At 69.7% G+C, this 16,048-nt stretch carries 9 protein-coding genes; 8 read left to right on the top strand and 1 reads right to left on the bottom strand.

All coding sequences use genetic code 11. The features are described 5' to 3' along the window. The first annotated feature begins 49 nt into the window (after positions 1 to 49). The 8 genes from imuA to nagE all read left to right on the top strand — a co-directional run bounded on the left by imuA (position 50) and on the right by nagE (position 13,105). Entirely contained in the window at positions 50 to 757 is a 708-nt protein-coding gene (gene imuA, locus ACN22W_RS15725; protein ID WP_419685356.1) for a translesion DNA synthesis-associated protein ImuA, read from the top strand. Further along, positions 690 to 2,177, top strand: a complete 1,488-nt coding sequence (locus ACN22W_RS15720) for a Y-family DNA polymerase (RefSeq protein WP_419685355.1) — start codon at positions 690 to 692, stop codon at positions 2,175 to 2,177. Before imuA ends, ACN22W_RS15720 begins: the two co-directional genes overlap by 68 nt. A gap of 6 nt (positions 2,178 to 2,183) precedes the next feature. Beyond that, positions 2,184 to 5,408: an error-prone DNA polymerase gene (locus ACN22W_RS15715; protein WP_419685354.1), complete on the top strand. Its 3,225-nt coding sequence runs from the start codon at positions 2,184 to 2,186 to the stop codon at positions 5,406 to 5,408. 309 nt (positions 5,409 to 5,717) lie between these two features. Next, positions 5,718 to 6,452, top strand: a complete 735-nt coding sequence (locus tag ACN22W_RS15710) for a GntR family transcriptional regulator (RefSeq protein ID WP_129513022.1) — start codon at positions 5,718 to 5,720, stop codon at positions 6,450 to 6,452. Positions 6,453 to 6,550: 98 nt separating this feature from the next. Then, entirely contained in the window at positions 6,551 to 7,654 is a 1,104-nt protein-coding gene (nagA, locus tag ACN22W_RS15705; RefSeq protein WP_048247011.1) for an N-acetylglucosamine-6-phosphate deacetylase, read from the top strand. Beyond that, positions 7,647 to 8,654: an SIS domain-containing protein gene (locus tag ACN22W_RS15700; protein ID WP_419687432.1), complete on the top strand. Its 1,008-nt coding sequence runs from the start codon at positions 7,647 to 7,649 to the stop codon at positions 8,652 to 8,654. Before nagA ends, ACN22W_RS15700 begins: the two co-directional genes overlap by 8 nt. Before the next feature lie 15 nt (positions 8,655 to 8,669). Beyond that, on the top strand, positions 8,670 to 11,252 hold the full coding sequence (ptsP, locus tag ACN22W_RS15695) for a phosphoenolpyruvate--protein phosphotransferase (protein ID WP_419685353.1): 2,583 nt from the start codon (positions 8,670 to 8,672) through the stop codon (positions 11,250 to 11,252). Between the two features lie 89 nt (positions 11,253 to 11,341). Further along, positions 11,342 to 13,105: an N-acetylglucosamine-specific PTS transporter subunit IIBC gene (gene nagE / locus ACN22W_RS15690; protein ID WP_129513020.1), complete on the top strand. Its 1,764-nt coding sequence runs from the start codon at positions 11,342 to 11,344 to the stop codon at positions 13,103 to 13,105. A 142-nt stretch (positions 13,106 to 13,247) separates the two neighbouring features. On the opposite strand, the gene ACN22W_RS15685 is transcribed toward nagE, so the two are convergent. Beyond that, complete coding sequence (locus ACN22W_RS15685; protein WP_419685352.1) at positions 13,248 to 15,728, bottom strand: family 20 glycosylhydrolase; 2,481 nt, start codon at positions 15,726 to 15,728, stop codon at positions 13,248 to 13,250. Positions 15,729 to 16,048 lie beyond the last annotated feature (320 nt).

Here is a 16,048-nt window from a genome sequence, read left to right as displayed (position 1 = left end):
GTGAGCGCATTGCCATATACTGTATATCCATACAGTTGTGGGTGGCGTCATGCTCGCATCCTCCATTTCTCCCGAATCCCTTCATCCGTCGCTCTGGCGCGGCTCGCAGCTCGCGCGCGGCGGCCCGCGCACGATCGATACCGGCTTCGCGCCGCTGACCGCCGAACTGCCGGGCGGCGGCTGGCCGGTCGGCGGGCTCGTCGAACTGCTGGCCGCGCAGCCGGGTTGTGGCGAGATGCGGCTGCTCGCGCCCGCGCTCGCCCGCACCGTCAGCGCCCGGCGTCCGCTCGCGCTCGTCGCGCCGCCGCAATCGCCGCATGCGACCGCGCTCGCCAGTCTCGGCGTGCCGGCCGACGCGCTGCTGTGGCTGCGCGCCGGCAGCCGCACGGATGCATTGTGGGCCGCCGAGCAGGCGCTCAAGACCGGCTGCTGCGGCGCGCTGCTGCTCTGGCAGGACGCGCGGCCCGATGCGCTGCGGCGCCTGCATCTCGCGGCCGCGCGCACGGGCGACACGCTGTTCGTGATGCTGCGCCCGCTGTCGGCCGCGCGGCAGCCGTCGCCGGCCGTGCTGCGCGTCGTGCTGTATCCCGTGCCGGGCGGCGTCTCGCTCGACATCGTCAAGCGTCGCGGTCCCGCACGCAGCGAGCCGCTCGCGCTCGACCTGCCGTCGCCCATCGTGGAGAGTCGTTATGCGCGTCTTGCTCGGCATCCATCTGCCGCGCCTGCCGCTCGACGTGTGCGCCCCGCAGCCGTCTGACGCGGAGGCCGGCGGCGCCGGCTGCGCGGTGCTCGAGCAGGGCGTCGTGCTGATCGCCGATGCGCTCGCGCAGCGGCACGGCGTGCGCGCGGGCATGAAGCGCGGCGGCGTGCTGACGCTCGCGCCCGAGACGCAGCTCGTCGAACGCGATCCCGCGCGCGAGGCCGATGCGCTGCGCGCGGTCGCGCTCGCGTTGCTGCGCTTCTCGCCGTGCGTCGCGCTCGACGACGAAGCCACGCTGATCGTCGACGTCGGCCCGAGCCTGCGCCTGTTCGGCGGCCTGCCGTCGCTGTGCCGCCAGGTGCGCGCGACGCTCGCGGCGCTCGGCTACGCGGCGCGCCTGTCCGCCGCACCGACCGGGCGCGGTGCGTGGCTGCTCGCGCGCACGTCGTCCCGTGCGCGCATCCGGCGCCGCGTCGCCGCTCAGGCCTCGCTCGTCCGCTCGCTCGACGGGCTGCCCTGTGTGCTGTTGCCCGATGCGCGTCCGTATGCGGGCTGGTTCGACGGTCTCGGGTGCCGCACGCTCGCCGATCTGCGCGGGCTGCCGCGCGCGGGGCTGCAGCGCCGCTGCGGGCCCGCGCTGCTGGCCGCGCTCGACCGCGCATACGGCGAGGCGGTCGAGCCGCTTGCATGGATGGCGGTGCCGCCCGTGTTCGACGTGCGGCTCGAATTGCCGGAGCGGGTCGAATACGCGGAAGCCGTGCTGTTCGCCGCGCGGCGGCTCGTCGTGCAGCTCTGCGGCTGGCTGGCCGCGCGGCAACTGTCGCTGGCCGCGATGACGTTCGATCTCGAGCACGAGCGCGGCCGCCAGGCCGTGCCGCCGACGCCGCTCGAACTCGCGTTCGCCGCGCCCGTGCGCGACGAGGTGCACTTCATGCGGCTGCTCGGCGAGCGGCTCGCGCGCGTCGAGTTGCCGGCCGCGGTGATCGCGGTGCGTCTGAAGGCCACCCGCGTCGAATCGGTCGCGCCGCCGGCCGACGATCTTTTTCCCGAGCCGGGCGGCACGCGCGAGACGCGTGCGCGGCTGTTCGAGTTGCTGGCCGCGCGGCTCGGCGCGGAGAACGTGCTGCGTGCGGCGCCCGTTGCCGATCACCGGCCCGAGGCCGCGAACCGCTGGCTGCCGCTCGATGCGCAGGCCGGCAAGCCGGCCGGTGGTCCGCCGGCCGTGCCGCCGCGTCCCGCGTGGCTGCTGGCCGAGCCGCAGCCGTTGTTGATGCGCGAGAACCGGCCGGTATTTCATACGCCGCTCAGGATGATGTCGTCGCCCGAGCGGATCGAGGCCGGGTGGTTCGACGGTCAGCTTGCCGCGCGCGATTATCACGTTGCGCAGGATGAAGCCGGTGCGTGCTACTGGGTGTTCAGGGAGCGAGCGGGGAGCGAGTCCGAGCCGCGCTGGTTCCTGCACGGCCTGTTCGGGTGAACGGTGATGGCTGCGGAATTCAAGTTTCTTCCTGACTACGCGGAGTTGTTCTGCCGTTCGAACTTTTCGTTCCTGCATGGCGCGTCGCATGCGGAGGAACTGGTCGAGCGTGCGGTCGAGCTCGGCTATCGCGGGATCGCGATCACCGACGAATGCTCGCTCGCAGGCGCACCACGCATGCATGTCGCGGTGAAGGCAGAGGCAAAGGCGAAAGGGCTGCCGGGGCTGCCGCTCGTCATCGGTTCGTATTTCGACGTCACGCCGGATGAAGTCGCGCCCGGCCACGATCCGGGCCCCGGTGCGTTCGGGCTCGTGTTGCTTGCGCAGAACCGCGAGGGTTACGGCAACCTGTCCGAGCTGATTTCGTGGCGGCGGATGGCATCGCCGAAGGGCACCTACACGCTGACGTCGCGGATGCTGTCGGCACCCCCCGAGGAATTCGTACATCTGCGCGGGGTGCCGGATTGCTTCGCGATTCTTGTCCCCGCGTATCCGGTTCGCGCGAACGTGCTCGATGCGCAGGTCGCATGGTTTCGCACGACGTTCGGCGAGCGTGCGCGGCTTGGGCTCGTGCAATTGCAGCGCGCGCTGGATGGTGTGCAGCGCGAGGAGATTCGCGCGGCGGGCGAGCGGCGTGGCGTGCGCGTCGTTGCACTCGGCGATGTGACGATGCACCGGCGTTCGTGCAAGGCGCTGCAGGATGTGATGACGGCGATCCGCGTCGGCATGCCGGTTTCGGAGTGCGGTTATGCGCTTGCGCCGAATGCGGAGCAGCATCTGCGTTCGCGCGGACGGATCGCGAAGCTGTTTTCGCCGGAGGAGATCGCGGAGACATGCGCGATTCTCGATGCGTGTCATTTCGACCTCGGCACGCTTCGCTACGAGTATCCCGACGAGATCGTGCCGAAGGGACATACGCCAACGAGTTACCTCAAGCAGGAGACTCGGGACGGTGCACTTCAACGTTACTCCGGAACGATACCCGAGCACGTGCAGGAGCGGATCGACTACGAGTTGGCGTTGATCGAGAAGCTGCGTTACGAACCGTTCTTCCTGACCGTCTACGACATCGTCAAATACGCGCGCAGCCAGAACATTCTTTGCCAGGGCCGAGGCTCGGCAGCGAACTCGGTTGTCTGTTTCTGCCTCGGCATCACCGAGGTGAATCCCGAACAGAGCACGATGCTGTTCGAGCGCTTCATCAGCGAGGAGCGCGGCGAGCCGCCCGATATCGACGTCGACTTCGAGCATCAGCGCCGGGAAGAAGTCATTCAGCATATCTACAGGAAATACGGCAAGGATCGCGCCGCAATCGCGGCGGCCGTTTCGACCTATCGTCCGCGTGGTGTGCTGCGCGAAACCGGCAAGGCGCTCGGTGTCGATCCGATGCTGATCGACCGTGTCGCGAAGGGGCATCGCTGGTTCGACGGCAGCCGCGATCTGCTGCAGCAATTCGCGACGACCGGGCTCGACCCGGCGACGCCGATGATTCGCGCATGGGCCGAACTGTCGGGGCGATTGCTCAACTTTCCGCGCCACCTGTCGCAGCACTCGGGCGGCTTCGTGATCAGCCGCGGCAAGCTCACGCGGCTCGTGCCGGTCGAGAACGCGGCAATGGACGGGCGGCGCGTGATCCAGTGGGACAAGGACGATCTCGAAGCGCTCGGGTTGATGAAGGTCGACGTGCTCGCGCTCGGCATGCTGTCGGCGCTGCATCGTGCGTTCGACATGCGCACCGCGTGGCGCGGGCCGCCGGAGCCGGACGGCGAGCCGTTCACGCTGAAGCACATTCCGCAGGACGATGAAGCGACCTACGACATGATCTGCCGCGCCGATACGGTCGGCGTGTTCCAGATCGAATCGCGCGCGCAGATGTCGATGCTGCCGCGCCTGCGGCCGCGCACCTATTACGATCTGGTGATCGAGGTCGCGATCGTGCGGCCGGGGCCGATCCAGGGTGGCGCGGTGCACCCCTATCTGAAACGGCGCCAGGGCATCGAAAAAGTCAGTTACCCGAAGGAAGACCTGAAGCCCGCACTTGAACGCACGCAGGGTGTACCGATCTTCCAGGAACAAGTGATGCAGATCGCGATGATTGCGGCTGGTTTCACGCCCGGCGAGGCCGACGAACTGCGTCGCGCGATGGCCGCGTGGAAGCGCAAGGGCAATCTGGAGCAGTATCACCGCAGGATCGTCGACGGGATGCGCGAGCGCGACTATCCGCCCGAATTCGCCGAGCAGATTTTCGAGCAGATCAAGGGTTTCGGCGATTACGGTTTCCCCGAGAGCCACGCGGCCAGTTTCGCGAAGCTCGCCTACGCCAGCAGCTGGCTCAAATGCCACGAACCGGCGATCTTCCTCGCCGCGCTGCTGAACAGCCAGCCGATGGGTTTCTATCCGCCGTCGCAACTCGTGCAGGACGCGAAGCGGCACGGCGTGCAGGTGCTGCCGATCGACGTCACGCAAAGCAACTGGGAAGCGTCGCTCGCAGCGCTGCCCGATCAGCCGCCGCCGCACGGCCAGCCGGCGGTGCGGCTCGGCCTGTCGCTCGTGCGCGGTCTCGGCGAGGCGGCCGCGCGGCGCATCGAAATCGCGCGCGCGGCCGGCCGCTTCGAGACCGTCGACACATTGGCGCGCCGTGCGCAGCTCGAACGCCGCGATCTCGAAGCGCTCGCCGCCGCGAACGCGCTCGCGACGCTCGCCGGCCATCGTCGCGATGCGCTGTGGCAGGCCGTTGCCGCGGCGCCGGAGCGCGACCTGCTCGCGGCCGCGCCGATCGACGAAACGGAGAAGCCCGCGCTCGGCGCGCCGTCGGAGGGCGACGACATCCTTGCCGACTATCACACCACCGGCCTCACGCTGAACCGCCACCCGGTCGCGCTGCTGCGGCCCGCGCTGCGCGCGCGGCGGCTGTCGTCCGCGGCCGAACTGCACGACCGTCCCGACGGCCGGCTCGCGCGCGCATGCGGGCTCGTGACCGCGCGGCAGATGCCGGGCACCGCGAAAGGCGTGATGTTCATGACGCTCGAGGACGAAACGGGCTGCGTGAACGTGATCGTCCGGCCCGAGCTGCTCGCGCGGCAGCGCCGCGAAACGCTCGATTCGCGGCTGCTCGCCGCGTCCGGCGTGTGGCAGGTCGCGAGCGACGTGAGGCACCTCGTCGCGCAGCATTTCGAGGATCTGACGCCGCTGCTCGGCGGCCTGCGCACGTCGAGCCGCGAATTCCACTAAGGCGCCGGCATCGGGCCGGCTTGTGCGATGCATACCAGTCGGCTCAACTGGTTCTATTCCGGTCTCATATTCGTACCCAAAATCCGGCCAGGACGCGCACCGGAACTGTCCCCTTGCATACCAATTCGGGTAAATCCCTATCCCGCACTGCGTTGTAAACAAAGGCTTTGTCGATACTAAAACGCTTGCCGGGCAAGGCTTCCGGCGATTTTCGCACCGCTAATACCACTTCGTTGACTGGTATTATGGTGGTTATATAATGCGTTCACTTTCGACGGCCCGAGGTCGTCGTCCGACACCCGGAGACACATGGAAACCAGCTGGTCCGAACTGGCGCCCGATCCGCTCATCGACACGCCGCTTTATCTGCAGCTCGCCCGCAACCTGGCGAGCGCGATACACGGCGGCGCGTGGCAGGCCGGCGAGGCGCTGCCGTCGGAGCGGCTGCTGTCGGTGTCGGTCGGCGTATCGCGGATCACGGCACGCCGCGCACTCGCGCTGCTGGTCGAGCAGGGGCTGATCAAGCGGGCGCGCGGAGCGGGCAGCTTCATCACGCCGCGCGTCGCCGATCCGCTGTCGCGTCTCGTCGGCTTCACCGCGAAGATGCGGCAGCGTGGTTTCGTGCCCGATTCGGTATGGCTGTCGCGCACGCTGCGCGCCGCCACCCGCGACGAGCTCACGCGTCTCGGTCTCGCGCCCGGCGCGACGGTGGCGCGGCTCGAACGGCTGCGCCGCGCGGACGGCATCGTGATGGCGGTCGAGCATTCGACGCTGCCGGCCGCGGTGGTACCCGATCCGCAGGCGCTCGGCGCGTCGCTGTACGAATACCTCGAAGCGCGCGGGATGACCGTCGTCCGCGCGCTGCAGCACTTTCGCGCGGCGAACGCGACGCACGCGATCGCGAAATGGATGGCGGTGAAGCCGGGCTCGGCGCTGCTCGTGATCACGCGCATCGGCTACGGTGCCGACCAGCGCGCGATCGAAGTGTCCGAAACGTATTGCCGCGACGACTATTACGACTTCGTCGCCGAACTGAAACGCTGACGCGCGAGACTGCCCGCGCGCGACAGGCGCGAAGCAACGACACGGATTTGCAAATCACGACGCGGATGCCCGCGTCACCAGATCATCAAGAGAACGTCATGCTGACTGGAAACATCCTCACCCCCGACGGCTGGATTCACGGTTCGCTCGATAGCGAGAACGGCCGCATCACCACGCTCGACGGCAAGCCCGTCGATCCCGCGAAGAACGACGCGCCGTACATCCTGCCGGGTTTCATCGACCTGCACGTGCACGGCGGCGGCGGCGCCGACGTGATGGAAGGCGGCGACGCGATCGAGACGATCGCCCGCACGCACGCGCAATTCGGCACGACGAGCCTGCTCGCGACGACGATGACCGCGCCGCGCGACGAACTCATGAAAGTCGTCGGCAACCTCGGCACCGTCGCGCGCACCCGCACGCCGGGCGGCGCGCGCGTGCTCGGCGTGCACCTCGAAGGGCCGTACATCAACCCCGGCAAGCTCGGCGCGCAGCCCGACGCGGCCGTGTCGGCCGTGCTCGACGAAGTGCTGAAGTACCTGTCGATCGCGCCGATCCGGGTCGTCACGCTCGCACCGGAAATCGCCGGCCACATCGAGATCATCGGCGAGATGGCCGCGCGCGGCGTGCGTGTGCAGCTCGGCCACTCGCTCGCGACCTACGACGACGCTGTCGCCGCGCTCAAGCACGGCGCGTGTGGCTTCACGCACCTGTTCAACGCGATGTCGCCGCTGCATCACCGCAACCCGGGCCTGGTGGGCGCGGCGCTGGCGCATGCCGAATACGCGGAAATCATTCCCGACCTGCTGCACGTGCACCCGGGCGCGATTCGTGCCGCGCTGCGCGCGATCCCGCGCCTGTACGTCGTGACCGACAGCACGTCCGCAACGGGCATGCCCGACGGCGAATACCGGCTCGGCAGCCAGCACGTGACGAAATGCCTCGGCGGCGTGCGGCTGGCCGACGGCACGCTCGCCGGCAGCACGCTGACCATGGACCAGGCGCTGCGCAACCTCGTGTCGCTCGGCCTGCCGATCGCCGACGTGTCGAACCGGATGTCGCGTTATGCGGCCGACTACCTCGGCGTCGCCGATCGCGGCCGCCTCGAGCGCGGCGCATGGGCCGACCTCGCGGTGTTCGATCGCGACCTGAACCTCACCGCGACCTACGTCGAAGGAGAATCGATTGTCGAATATGCTTAAGGAAGCGCGCGAGTCCGCCCAGGTCGTCGCCGCGCAGATCGCCGACACCACGCGCGTCGAAGCGCTCGCCGGCCAATTGCTCGATCACCCGCCGGCCGTCGCGCTGACGGTCGCGCGCGGCAGCTCGGATCACGCCGCGGGCTATTTCGCGAGCCTGACGATGAGTCGCCTCGGCGTGCCGGTCGCGTCGCTGCCGATGTCGGTCGCGACGCTGCAGCAGGCGCCGCTGAAGGTGCAGGACCAGCTCGCGATTGCATTCTCCCAGTCGGGCAAGAGCCCCGATCTCGTCAATACGATGGCCGCGCTGCGCGAAGCCGGCGCGCGCACCGTCGCCGCCGTGAACGTGCTGCCGTCGCCGCTCGCCGACGCGTGCGAGCACCAGTTGCCGCTGCTCGCCGGCCCCGAACTGTCGGTCGCCGCGACGAAGAGCTATATCGCGATGCTGTCGCTGTCCGCGCAGATCGTTGCCTACTGGCAGCGCGACGCCGCGCTGGTGAGCGCGCTGCGCGGCCTGCCCGACGTGCTCGCGCAGGCCGGCCGGCTCGACTGGTCGCCGGCCGTCGCCGCGCTCGAGCGCATCGAGCGGATGATCGTCATCGGCCGCGGCCTCGGTCTGGCCATCGCGCAGGAAGCCGCGCTGAAACTGAAGGAAACGTCCGGCATCCAGGCCGAGGCGTTCTCGAGCGCCGAAGTCCGCCACGGCCCGATGGAGCTGATCGACCGCGACTATCCGCTGCTCGTGTTCGCGCCGCCGGGGCCCGAGCAGGCTGGCCTCCTGCAGCTTGCTGAAGACATGCGCGCCCGCGGCGCCGCCGTGCTGCTCGCGGCGCCCGCCGGCACGCCCGGCGCGACGCTGCCGCTCGCGCAGTCCGCCCATTCGGCGCTCGACCCGATCGCCGCCATTCTTTCGTTCTACGTGATGGCGGCGGATCTCGCCGTCGCGCGCGGCCGCAATCCCGACACGCCGCGCCACCTGAACAAAGTCACCGAAACGCACTGATAGCCGAGACAGCCGATGAGACGCGCCGAGGAGTCCCAGTTGAAGAGCCCCACCCACGATCAGATCGTCCTGCTTGCCCCGCTGACGGGGCCGATCGTCGCGCTGGCCGACGTGCCCGATCCGGTGTTCTCCGGCGGGATGTTCGGCGACGGCATCGGCATCGACCCGCTCGCGGGCAAGCTCGTCGCGCCGTGCGCGGGCATCGTGTCGCATCTCGCGCGCACGGGCCACGCGGTGACGATCACGACGCCGCAAGGCGCGGAAGTGCTGCTGCACATCGGCATCGACACCGTCGAGCTGAACGGGCAGGGCTTCGCCTCGCACGTCGAAGCCGGCGCGCGCGTCGAAGCGGGCGATCTGCTGATCGAGTTCGACCAGGACACGGTCGCACGCAGCGCGCATTCGCTCGTGTCGGTGATCGCGATCGCGAACTCCGACGCGTTCGAGGTCGTCGACCGCGCAAGCGGTTTCGCGACGGCCGGCGAGACGCCGCTGCTCGCATTGCGCGGCAAGGGCGAAGCCGCCGCACAGGCGGCGCAGGCCGGCGCGGCGGCACACAACGAAGTGCGCCGCGAGATCGTGCTGGCGCAGCCGGGCGGCCTGCATGCGCGGCCGGCCGCGCGTGCACGCGAAGCCGTGCGCGGGTTCGACGCGACCGTCGACGTGCGGTTCGACGGCCGCAACGCGTCGATCGCGAGCGTCGTCGGCCTGCTCGGCCTCGGTGCCGGCGAAGGCGCGACGGTCGAACTCGTCGGCCGGGGCGCGCACGCGCAGCAGGCCGTCGATGCGGTCGAGCACGAGCTGCTGCGCGAAGCGCACGGCGAAGTCGAGGAAAAACCGGCGCGGCTGCGGTCGCCCGCGCCGCAGACGATCGCGCGCAACGTCGGCGCTCCGATTGATCCGAACACGCTCGCGGGCGTCTGCGCGGCACCGGGCATCGCAGTCGGCACGCTGGTGCGTCTCGACGACGCGGAAATCGTGCCGCCCGAGCAGGCATCGGGCACGCCGGCCGCGGAAAGCCGCCAGCTCGACCAGGCGCTGAAGGCCGTCGACGGCGAACTCGACGAAACGGTGCGCAACGCGTCGGCGCGCGGCGCGGTCGGCGAAGCGGGCATCTTCGCGGTGCATCGCGTGCTGCTGGAGGACCCGACGCTGATCGACGCGGCACGCGACCTGATCAGCCTCGGCAAGAGCGCGGGCTTCGCGTGGCGCGCGACGATCCGCACGCAGATCGATACGCTGTCGAAGCTCGACGACGCATTGCTCGCCGAACGCGCGGCGGACCTGCGCGACATCGAGAAGCGCGTGCTGCGCGCGCTCGGCCACACGAACGGCGCGGCGCGTGCGCTGCCCGACGAGGCCGTGCTCGCGGCCGAGGAATTCACGCCGTCGGACCTGTCGTCGCTCGACCGCCAGCGCGTGACCGCGCTCGTGATGGCGCGCGGCGGCGCGACGTCGCACGCGGCGATCATCGCGCGGCAACTCGGCATCCCCGCATTGGTCGCGGTCGGCGACGCGCTGTACGCGATTCCGGACGGCACGCAGGTCGTCGTCGATGCGAGCGCGGGCCGTCTCGAGCACGCGCCGACCGCACTCGACGTCGAGCGTGCGCGCCACGAGCGCCAGCGCCTGGACGGCGTGCGCGAAGCGAACCGGCAACTGGCGGGCGTTGCCGCCGAGACGGTCGATGGCCGCGCGATCGAGGTCGCCGCGAACATCGCGACGCTCGACGACGCGAACACCGCGGTCGACAACGGCGCGGACGCGGTCGGCCTGCTGCGCACCGAACTGATGTTCATCCATCGCCAGGCCGCGCCGACGGTCGCCGAACACCAGCAGAGCTACCAGTCGATCGTCGACGCGCTGCAGGGCCGCGCGGCGATCATCCGCACGCTCGACGTCGGCGCCGACAAGGAAGTCGACTACCTGACGCTGCCGCCCGAACCGAACCCGGCGCTCGGCCTGCGCGGCATCCGCCTCGCGCAGGTGCGCCCCGATCTGCTCGACGATCAGTTGCAGGGCCTGCTCGCGGTGAAGCCGTTCGGCGCGGTGCGCATCCTGCTGCCGATGGTCACCGACGCGGGCGAACTCGTGCGGCTGAGAAAGCGCATCGACGAATTCGCGCGCGCGCAGGGCCGCACCGAGCCGATCGAGGTCGGCGTGATGATCGAAGTGCCGTCGGCCGCGCTGCTGGCCGACCAGCTCGCGCAACACGCGGATTTCCTGTCGATCGGCACCAACGACCTGACGCAATACACGCTCGCGATGGACCGCTGCCAGGCCGATCTCGCCGCGCAGTCCGACGGCCTGCATCCGGCCGTGCTGCGCCTGATCGACATCGCGGTGCGCGGTGCCGCGAAGCACGGCAAGTGGGTCGGCGTGTGCGGCGCGCTCGGCGGCGATCCGCTCGCGGTGCCGATTCTGGTCGGCCTCGGCGTGACCGAACTGTCGGTCGACCCCGTGTCGGTGCCGGGCATCAAGGCGCGTGTGCGCCGTCTCGATTACCAGTTGTGCCGTCAGCGCGCGCAGGATCTGCTCGCGCTCGATTCGGCACAGGCGGTAAGGGCAGCAAGCCGCGAGGTCTGGCCGCTCGACTGAACGTCGACGGCGGGCGCGTGGCCCGTTTCGGTACAAGAGCGTAATTAGGTCAACGACGATTAACGACGAGACAAGGATTGGAGGACTGAATGAACGGGAATCCGTTTCTGAAAATACAGGGCCTGGGACGGGCGCTGATGCTACCGATCGCGGTACTGCCGGTTGCCGGCATTCTGCTGCGACTCGGCCAGCCCGACGTGTTCAACATCAAGATGATCGCCGACGCCGGCGGTGCGATCTTCGACAACCTGCCGCTGCTGTTCGCGATCGGCGTGGCGGTCGGCTTCGCGAAGGACAACAACGGCGTTGCTGCGCTCGCGGGCGCGATCGGCTACCTGATCGAAACCGCGATCATGAAGGACATCGATCCCAAGCTGAACATGGGCGTGCTGTCCGGGATCATCGCGGGTGTGGTCGCGGGCTTGCTGTACAACCGCTACAAGGACATCAAGCTGCCGGACTACCTTGCGTTCTTCGGCGGCAAACGGTTCGTGCCGATCATCACGGGGCTGGTCTGCGTGATACTCGGCATTGCGTTCGGGTACGTCTGGCAGCCGGTCCAGCATGCGATCGACGCGGCCGGCCAGTGGCTGACGACGGCGGGCGCGATCGGTGCGTTCGTGTTCGGCTTCCTGAACCGCCTGCTGCTCGTCACGGGCCTGCACCACATCATCAACTCGCTCGCGTGGTTCGTGTTCGGCAACTTCACGCCGCCCGCCGGCGGCGACATCGTGCACGGCGACCTGCACCGCTTCTTCGCGGGCGACCCGACCGCGGGCACCTTCATGGCCGGTTTCTTCCCGATCATGATGTTCGGCCTGCCGGCGGCGTGTCTCGCGATGCTGCACGAGGCGCCGAAGGAGCGCCGCGCGATGGTCGGCGGCCTGCTGTTCTCGATGGCGCTCACGTCGTTCCTGACCGGCGTGACCGAACCGATCGAATTCAGCTTCATGTTCCTCGCGCCGGTGCTGTACGTGATCCACGCGGTGCTGACGGGGCTGTCGCTCGCGATCTGCCAGATCCTCGGCGTGAAGCTCGGCTTCACGTTCTCGGCCGGCGCGATCGACTACGTGCTGAACTACGGGCTGTCGACGAAGGGCTGGATCGCGATCCCGCTCGGCATCGCGTACGGCGCCGCGTACTACGGGCTGTTCCGCTTCTTCATCCGCAAGTTCAACATGGCAACGCCGGGCCGTGAGCCGGCATCGGCCGATGCGGCAGTCGAATCGTACGCATCGGGCGGCTTCGTCGCACCGGCTGCGGGTGCCGCCGCGGCTGCGCCGCGTGCGCAGCGCTACATCGCCGCGCTGGGCGGCGCGGGCAACCTGTCGGTCGTCGACGCATGCACGACGCGTCTGCGCCTGACCGTCGTCGATCCGGAGAAGGTCTCGGAGCCGGAACTGAAGTCGATCGGCGCGCGCGGCGTGCTCAAGCGCGGCGGCAACAGCGTGCAGGTGATCATCGGGCCCGAGGCCGACATCATTGCCGACGAGATGCGTGCAGCGATCGGCAGCGGCGCGACCGGCGCGGCAGCGACGGCGACCGCCGCCGCGGCGCAACCCGTCACGGGCGCGGCCGCCGGCCCGCTCGATCCGGAACCGGCCCGCTGGCTCGCGGTGTTCGGCGGGGCGACCAACGTCGTGTCGCTCGATGCGATCGCGACCACGCGCCTGCGCGTCGTCGTGCGTGATCCGTCGGCCGTCGATCGCGATCGTCTCGGCGCGCTCGATGTCGCGTGGGTGTCGCTCGACACGTTCCACATCGTCTGCGGCAACGCGGCGCAACGCTATGCCGAGCAGCTCGGCGCGCGCCTGCCGCCGTCGGGCAGCGGGGCGGCCGCCCAGCCGGCCTGATGCGATGAAGCCGGCCTGATCCACAACACGGGTTCGGGCCGGCCGGCAAAAATGGAAACGGCTTGCGATGCGTCGCAAGCCGTTTTTCATTGGCGGGGCGATGGCGCGATGCGTTCGCCCGCGTCGCGTATCGCTCAACCGCTCACGGGTTCGTCAGCGTGAAGGTCGGCTTCCGGTAGCCGACACCCGCGCGGTCGAGCTTCGGCAATTCGCGTTGCGTGAGCAGCGTCGCGAAACCGGCCCAGTCGCGCTGCAGCGCGGCCGTGTCGACGTGATGCGTGTCGCCGCGCTTGTAGCGCACGCCGGCCGCGTACGGCAGCTCCCAGTCGGCCCGGTGCCACGCGCGCTCGGCGAGCGCGAGCAGCCGCGGATAGGCCATGTATTCGAGGAAGGTGTCGTTGCGCATCACCTCGCCCCACGCTTGCCCCTGCATGCCTTCGATGCGCGGCGCGGGGCCCGTGCCCGTGACCTCGAACGTGTTGCCGTCACGGTCGCCCATCACCTCGGCGTTCTGCGGCAGGTTCTCGGGCGCGAGCGAGAACACCTTGTACTCGTCCGTCGCGTGCGAGCCCCAGTAGTAGCCGCGCTCGCGCGGGTTGAGCGTGTACGGGAAGTCGAAGTACAGGTAGTCGGGCAGCGCGAGCACCGTCAGGTAGCCCTTGCCGCTCAGGGCGCGTGCGCTGTCCGATGCGCCCCAGAAGATCGTGTCCCACAGCGACACCATCACGTGACGCGTGCTGAAGTCCTGCGGCCCGTTCGCATGCTTGATGCCGTCCTGCCACGCGGCCATCGTGTCGATCCCGTTCGCGTTGACCGCCGCGCTCACCTGTTGCGCGAAACGCGTCGGCAGTTCGTCGATCGACTTGATCTCGCCGCGCTGGAGCAGCGCCGTGCACGCGGGCGAACGCGCCCACGGCTTGTCCTGCGCGGCGAGATCGATGCGCCCCTTGTTCGGATCGGTGCCGTTCGGCGGCTGGAAGCCCGCGCCGAGGAAGATGTTCTTCGCCTCGTCGCCGCCGAAATGCCAGATGTGCAGCGGCGCCTGTGCGTCCGCATGCATCGCCGCGATCTCGCGGATCACCTTCGATGCGAAATTGAGCGCGCCCGGCACGCACGGGTTCAGGTCGCTGCGCCGGTCGTAGAACTGCACCGTCGTCAGGTTCGACGTGTCCTGCGGATCGAGCAGCCGGTATGCATTCGCTTCCTGCTCGCGGCCGGCCGCATGCAGGCGGCGGTAGCGCGCCTCCATCGTCACGACGGCCGCGCGTGCATGCGCGGGCATGTCGATCTCGGGGATGATCTCGACGAAATGCGCGGCCGCGTAGCGCACGAGCGCCACGTAGTCGTCGCGCGTCAGGTAGCCGCCGCCGGAGCGGTTGTCCGGGCCGGAGCCGAGCTGCGGCAGCAGGCAGCGCGTTTCGCTCGGGTCGTGGCAGCGGCGTCCCCCGATTTCGGTCAGCTCGGGCAGGCCGGGAATCTCGATGCGCCAGCCCTCGTCGTCGGACAGATGCAGGTGCAGCCGGTTGAGCTTGTACGCGCTCATCTGGTCGATCAGGCGGCGCAGCGTCGCCGGGTGCTTGAAGTTGCGCGCGAGGTCGACGTGCATCCCGCGATGCGTGAAGCGCGGCGCATCCTCGATGAGCATCGCCGGGATCGGGCCGCCGCCGGCCGGCGCGAGCGAGAAGAGCGTCTGTACGCCGTAGTAGAGGCCCGCGCGATCGTAGCCCTCGATGAACACGCCGCGCGGCCCGATCGCGAGCCGGTAGCCGCCCGGCGTCGCGATGTCGGCCGGCAGCCGGCGCGGCGCGACCGCGCCCCACACCGGCACGCGCGCGCCGTCGAGCCCGAGTGTCGTCGCGCGATCGCGCAGCGCCGCGACCTGCGCGTCCGGCAGGTTGGGCAGCGCGAGTTCGACGCCGCGCAGGTCGAGCGTGCCGGGCAGCGACTGCTCGCGCTTCACGCTCGGCAGCGCACGGGTTGCGTCGGGCCGTGCAGCCACGGGCTGCGCGTTGCCGGTCGAGTTGTTCTGCGCGTCGGCCGGCAGCGATTCGACGTAGCGAAGCTCGTCGTCGGTGTCGTTGTAACGAAGCACGGCCGGCGGCGCGCCGTCGACGACCACGTACGGGCGCGGAATCACGTCGCTGTAGCGCAGCAGCCAGTATTCGGCGACGAACGGCAGTTCGATACGTTCGCCCGGTGCAAGCCGCACCGAGCCCGGCTGCGGCGTCAGTTCGTACAGGTCGCCGGTGAGCCGCCGCAGCGCGAAGCCCGGACGGTCGATCCGCAGCAGGCGGCGGATGCTGTGCAGGTAGAGCTTCCAGCCGCCGTCGGCGATTGCCTGATGGCCGCGGTTCTGCAGGATCAGGCGGCCCGTCGCGCAGGCCGCGCCGTCGGCGCCGAGATCGGCGCACGGCACGCCGGCGGCCGCCGCGTGGTTGTTGTCGACGGCGACGCGCAACGCGAGGCCGTTCGACAGCAGCGCCGCGAGATTGGCCGGTTGCGCGGCCGGTTGTGCTGCCGATGGTGCGGTGCCGGCGGTCGACGCAGGCTGCGCGCCGATCGCGACCGGCGACAGCGCCGCGATCAACAGGCCGGCAAACAGGGATGGCAAGGTACGCTTCATTCGAACTCCTGAGAAAAAAGGGGGCGTGGCGGCGTCGTGGAGCGACGTCGCTGCGTTCGGGTCTTTCAATGGAGCTGCGGGAGATACAGCACGCGGGGCGATGCGGCCGCACCGCGCGCATTCGGCACGCGGGGGCGTGCGTTACGGAACGGGGGGCGGGCAGGCGTGCCGATCGGATCGGCGGGGTGGCGTACGCGTGCTCATCGGCGGCGCGCGGCAACCGCCGCGGCGGCGTGGCGGCCGCAACCGGCTGCGCTCGACCGGGCGCGCACGACGGCGACGGCGGGCGCGGCCGCCCACGGATGACGACACGGCGCGCA

The organism is Burkholderia theae (assembly GCF_048565265.1).
In the GTDB taxonomy this organism is placed as follows: Bacteria; Pseudomonadota; Gammaproteobacteria; order Burkholderiales; family Burkholderiaceae; genus Burkholderia; species Burkholderia theae.
The sequence above is the reverse complement of the archived record's forward strand: the minus strand, read 5'-3'. Positions and strand labels throughout refer to the sequence as shown.

Bases quoted from the DNA above. Each gene is read 5' to 3' on its own strand.
- imuA (WP_419685356.1), top strand. From the start codon at position 50: ATGCTCGCATCCTCCATTTCTCCCGAATCCCTTCATCCGTCGCTCTGG.
- ACN22W_RS15720 (WP_419685355.1), top strand. From the start codon at position 690: ATGCGCGTCTTGCTCGGCATCCATCTGCCGCGCCTGCCGCTCGACGTG.
- ACN22W_RS15715 (WP_419685354.1), top strand. From the start codon at position 2,184: ATGGCTGCGGAATTCAAGTTTCTTCCTGACTACGCGGAGTTGTTCTGC.
- ACN22W_RS15710 (WP_129513022.1), top strand. From the start codon at position 5,718: ATGGAAACCAGCTGGTCCGAACTGGCGCCCGATCCGCTCATCGACACG.
- nagA (WP_048247011.1), top strand. From the start codon at position 6,551: ATGCTGACTGGAAACATCCTCACCCCCGACGGCTGGATTCACGGTTCG.
- ACN22W_RS15700 (WP_419687432.1), top strand. From the start codon at position 7,647: ATGCTTAAGGAAGCGCGCGAGTCCGCCCAGGTCGTCGCCGCGCAGATC.
- ptsP (WP_419685353.1), top strand. From the start codon at position 8,670: ATGAGACGCGCCGAGGAGTCCCAGTTGAAGAGCCCCACCCACGATCAG.
- nagE (WP_129513020.1), top strand. From the start codon at position 11,342: ATGAACGGGAATCCGTTTCTGAAAATACAGGGCCTGGGACGGGCGCTG.
- ACN22W_RS15685 (WP_419685352.1), bottom strand. From the start codon at position 15,728: ATGAAGCGTACCTTGCCATCCCTGTTTGCCGGCCTGTTGATCGCGGCG.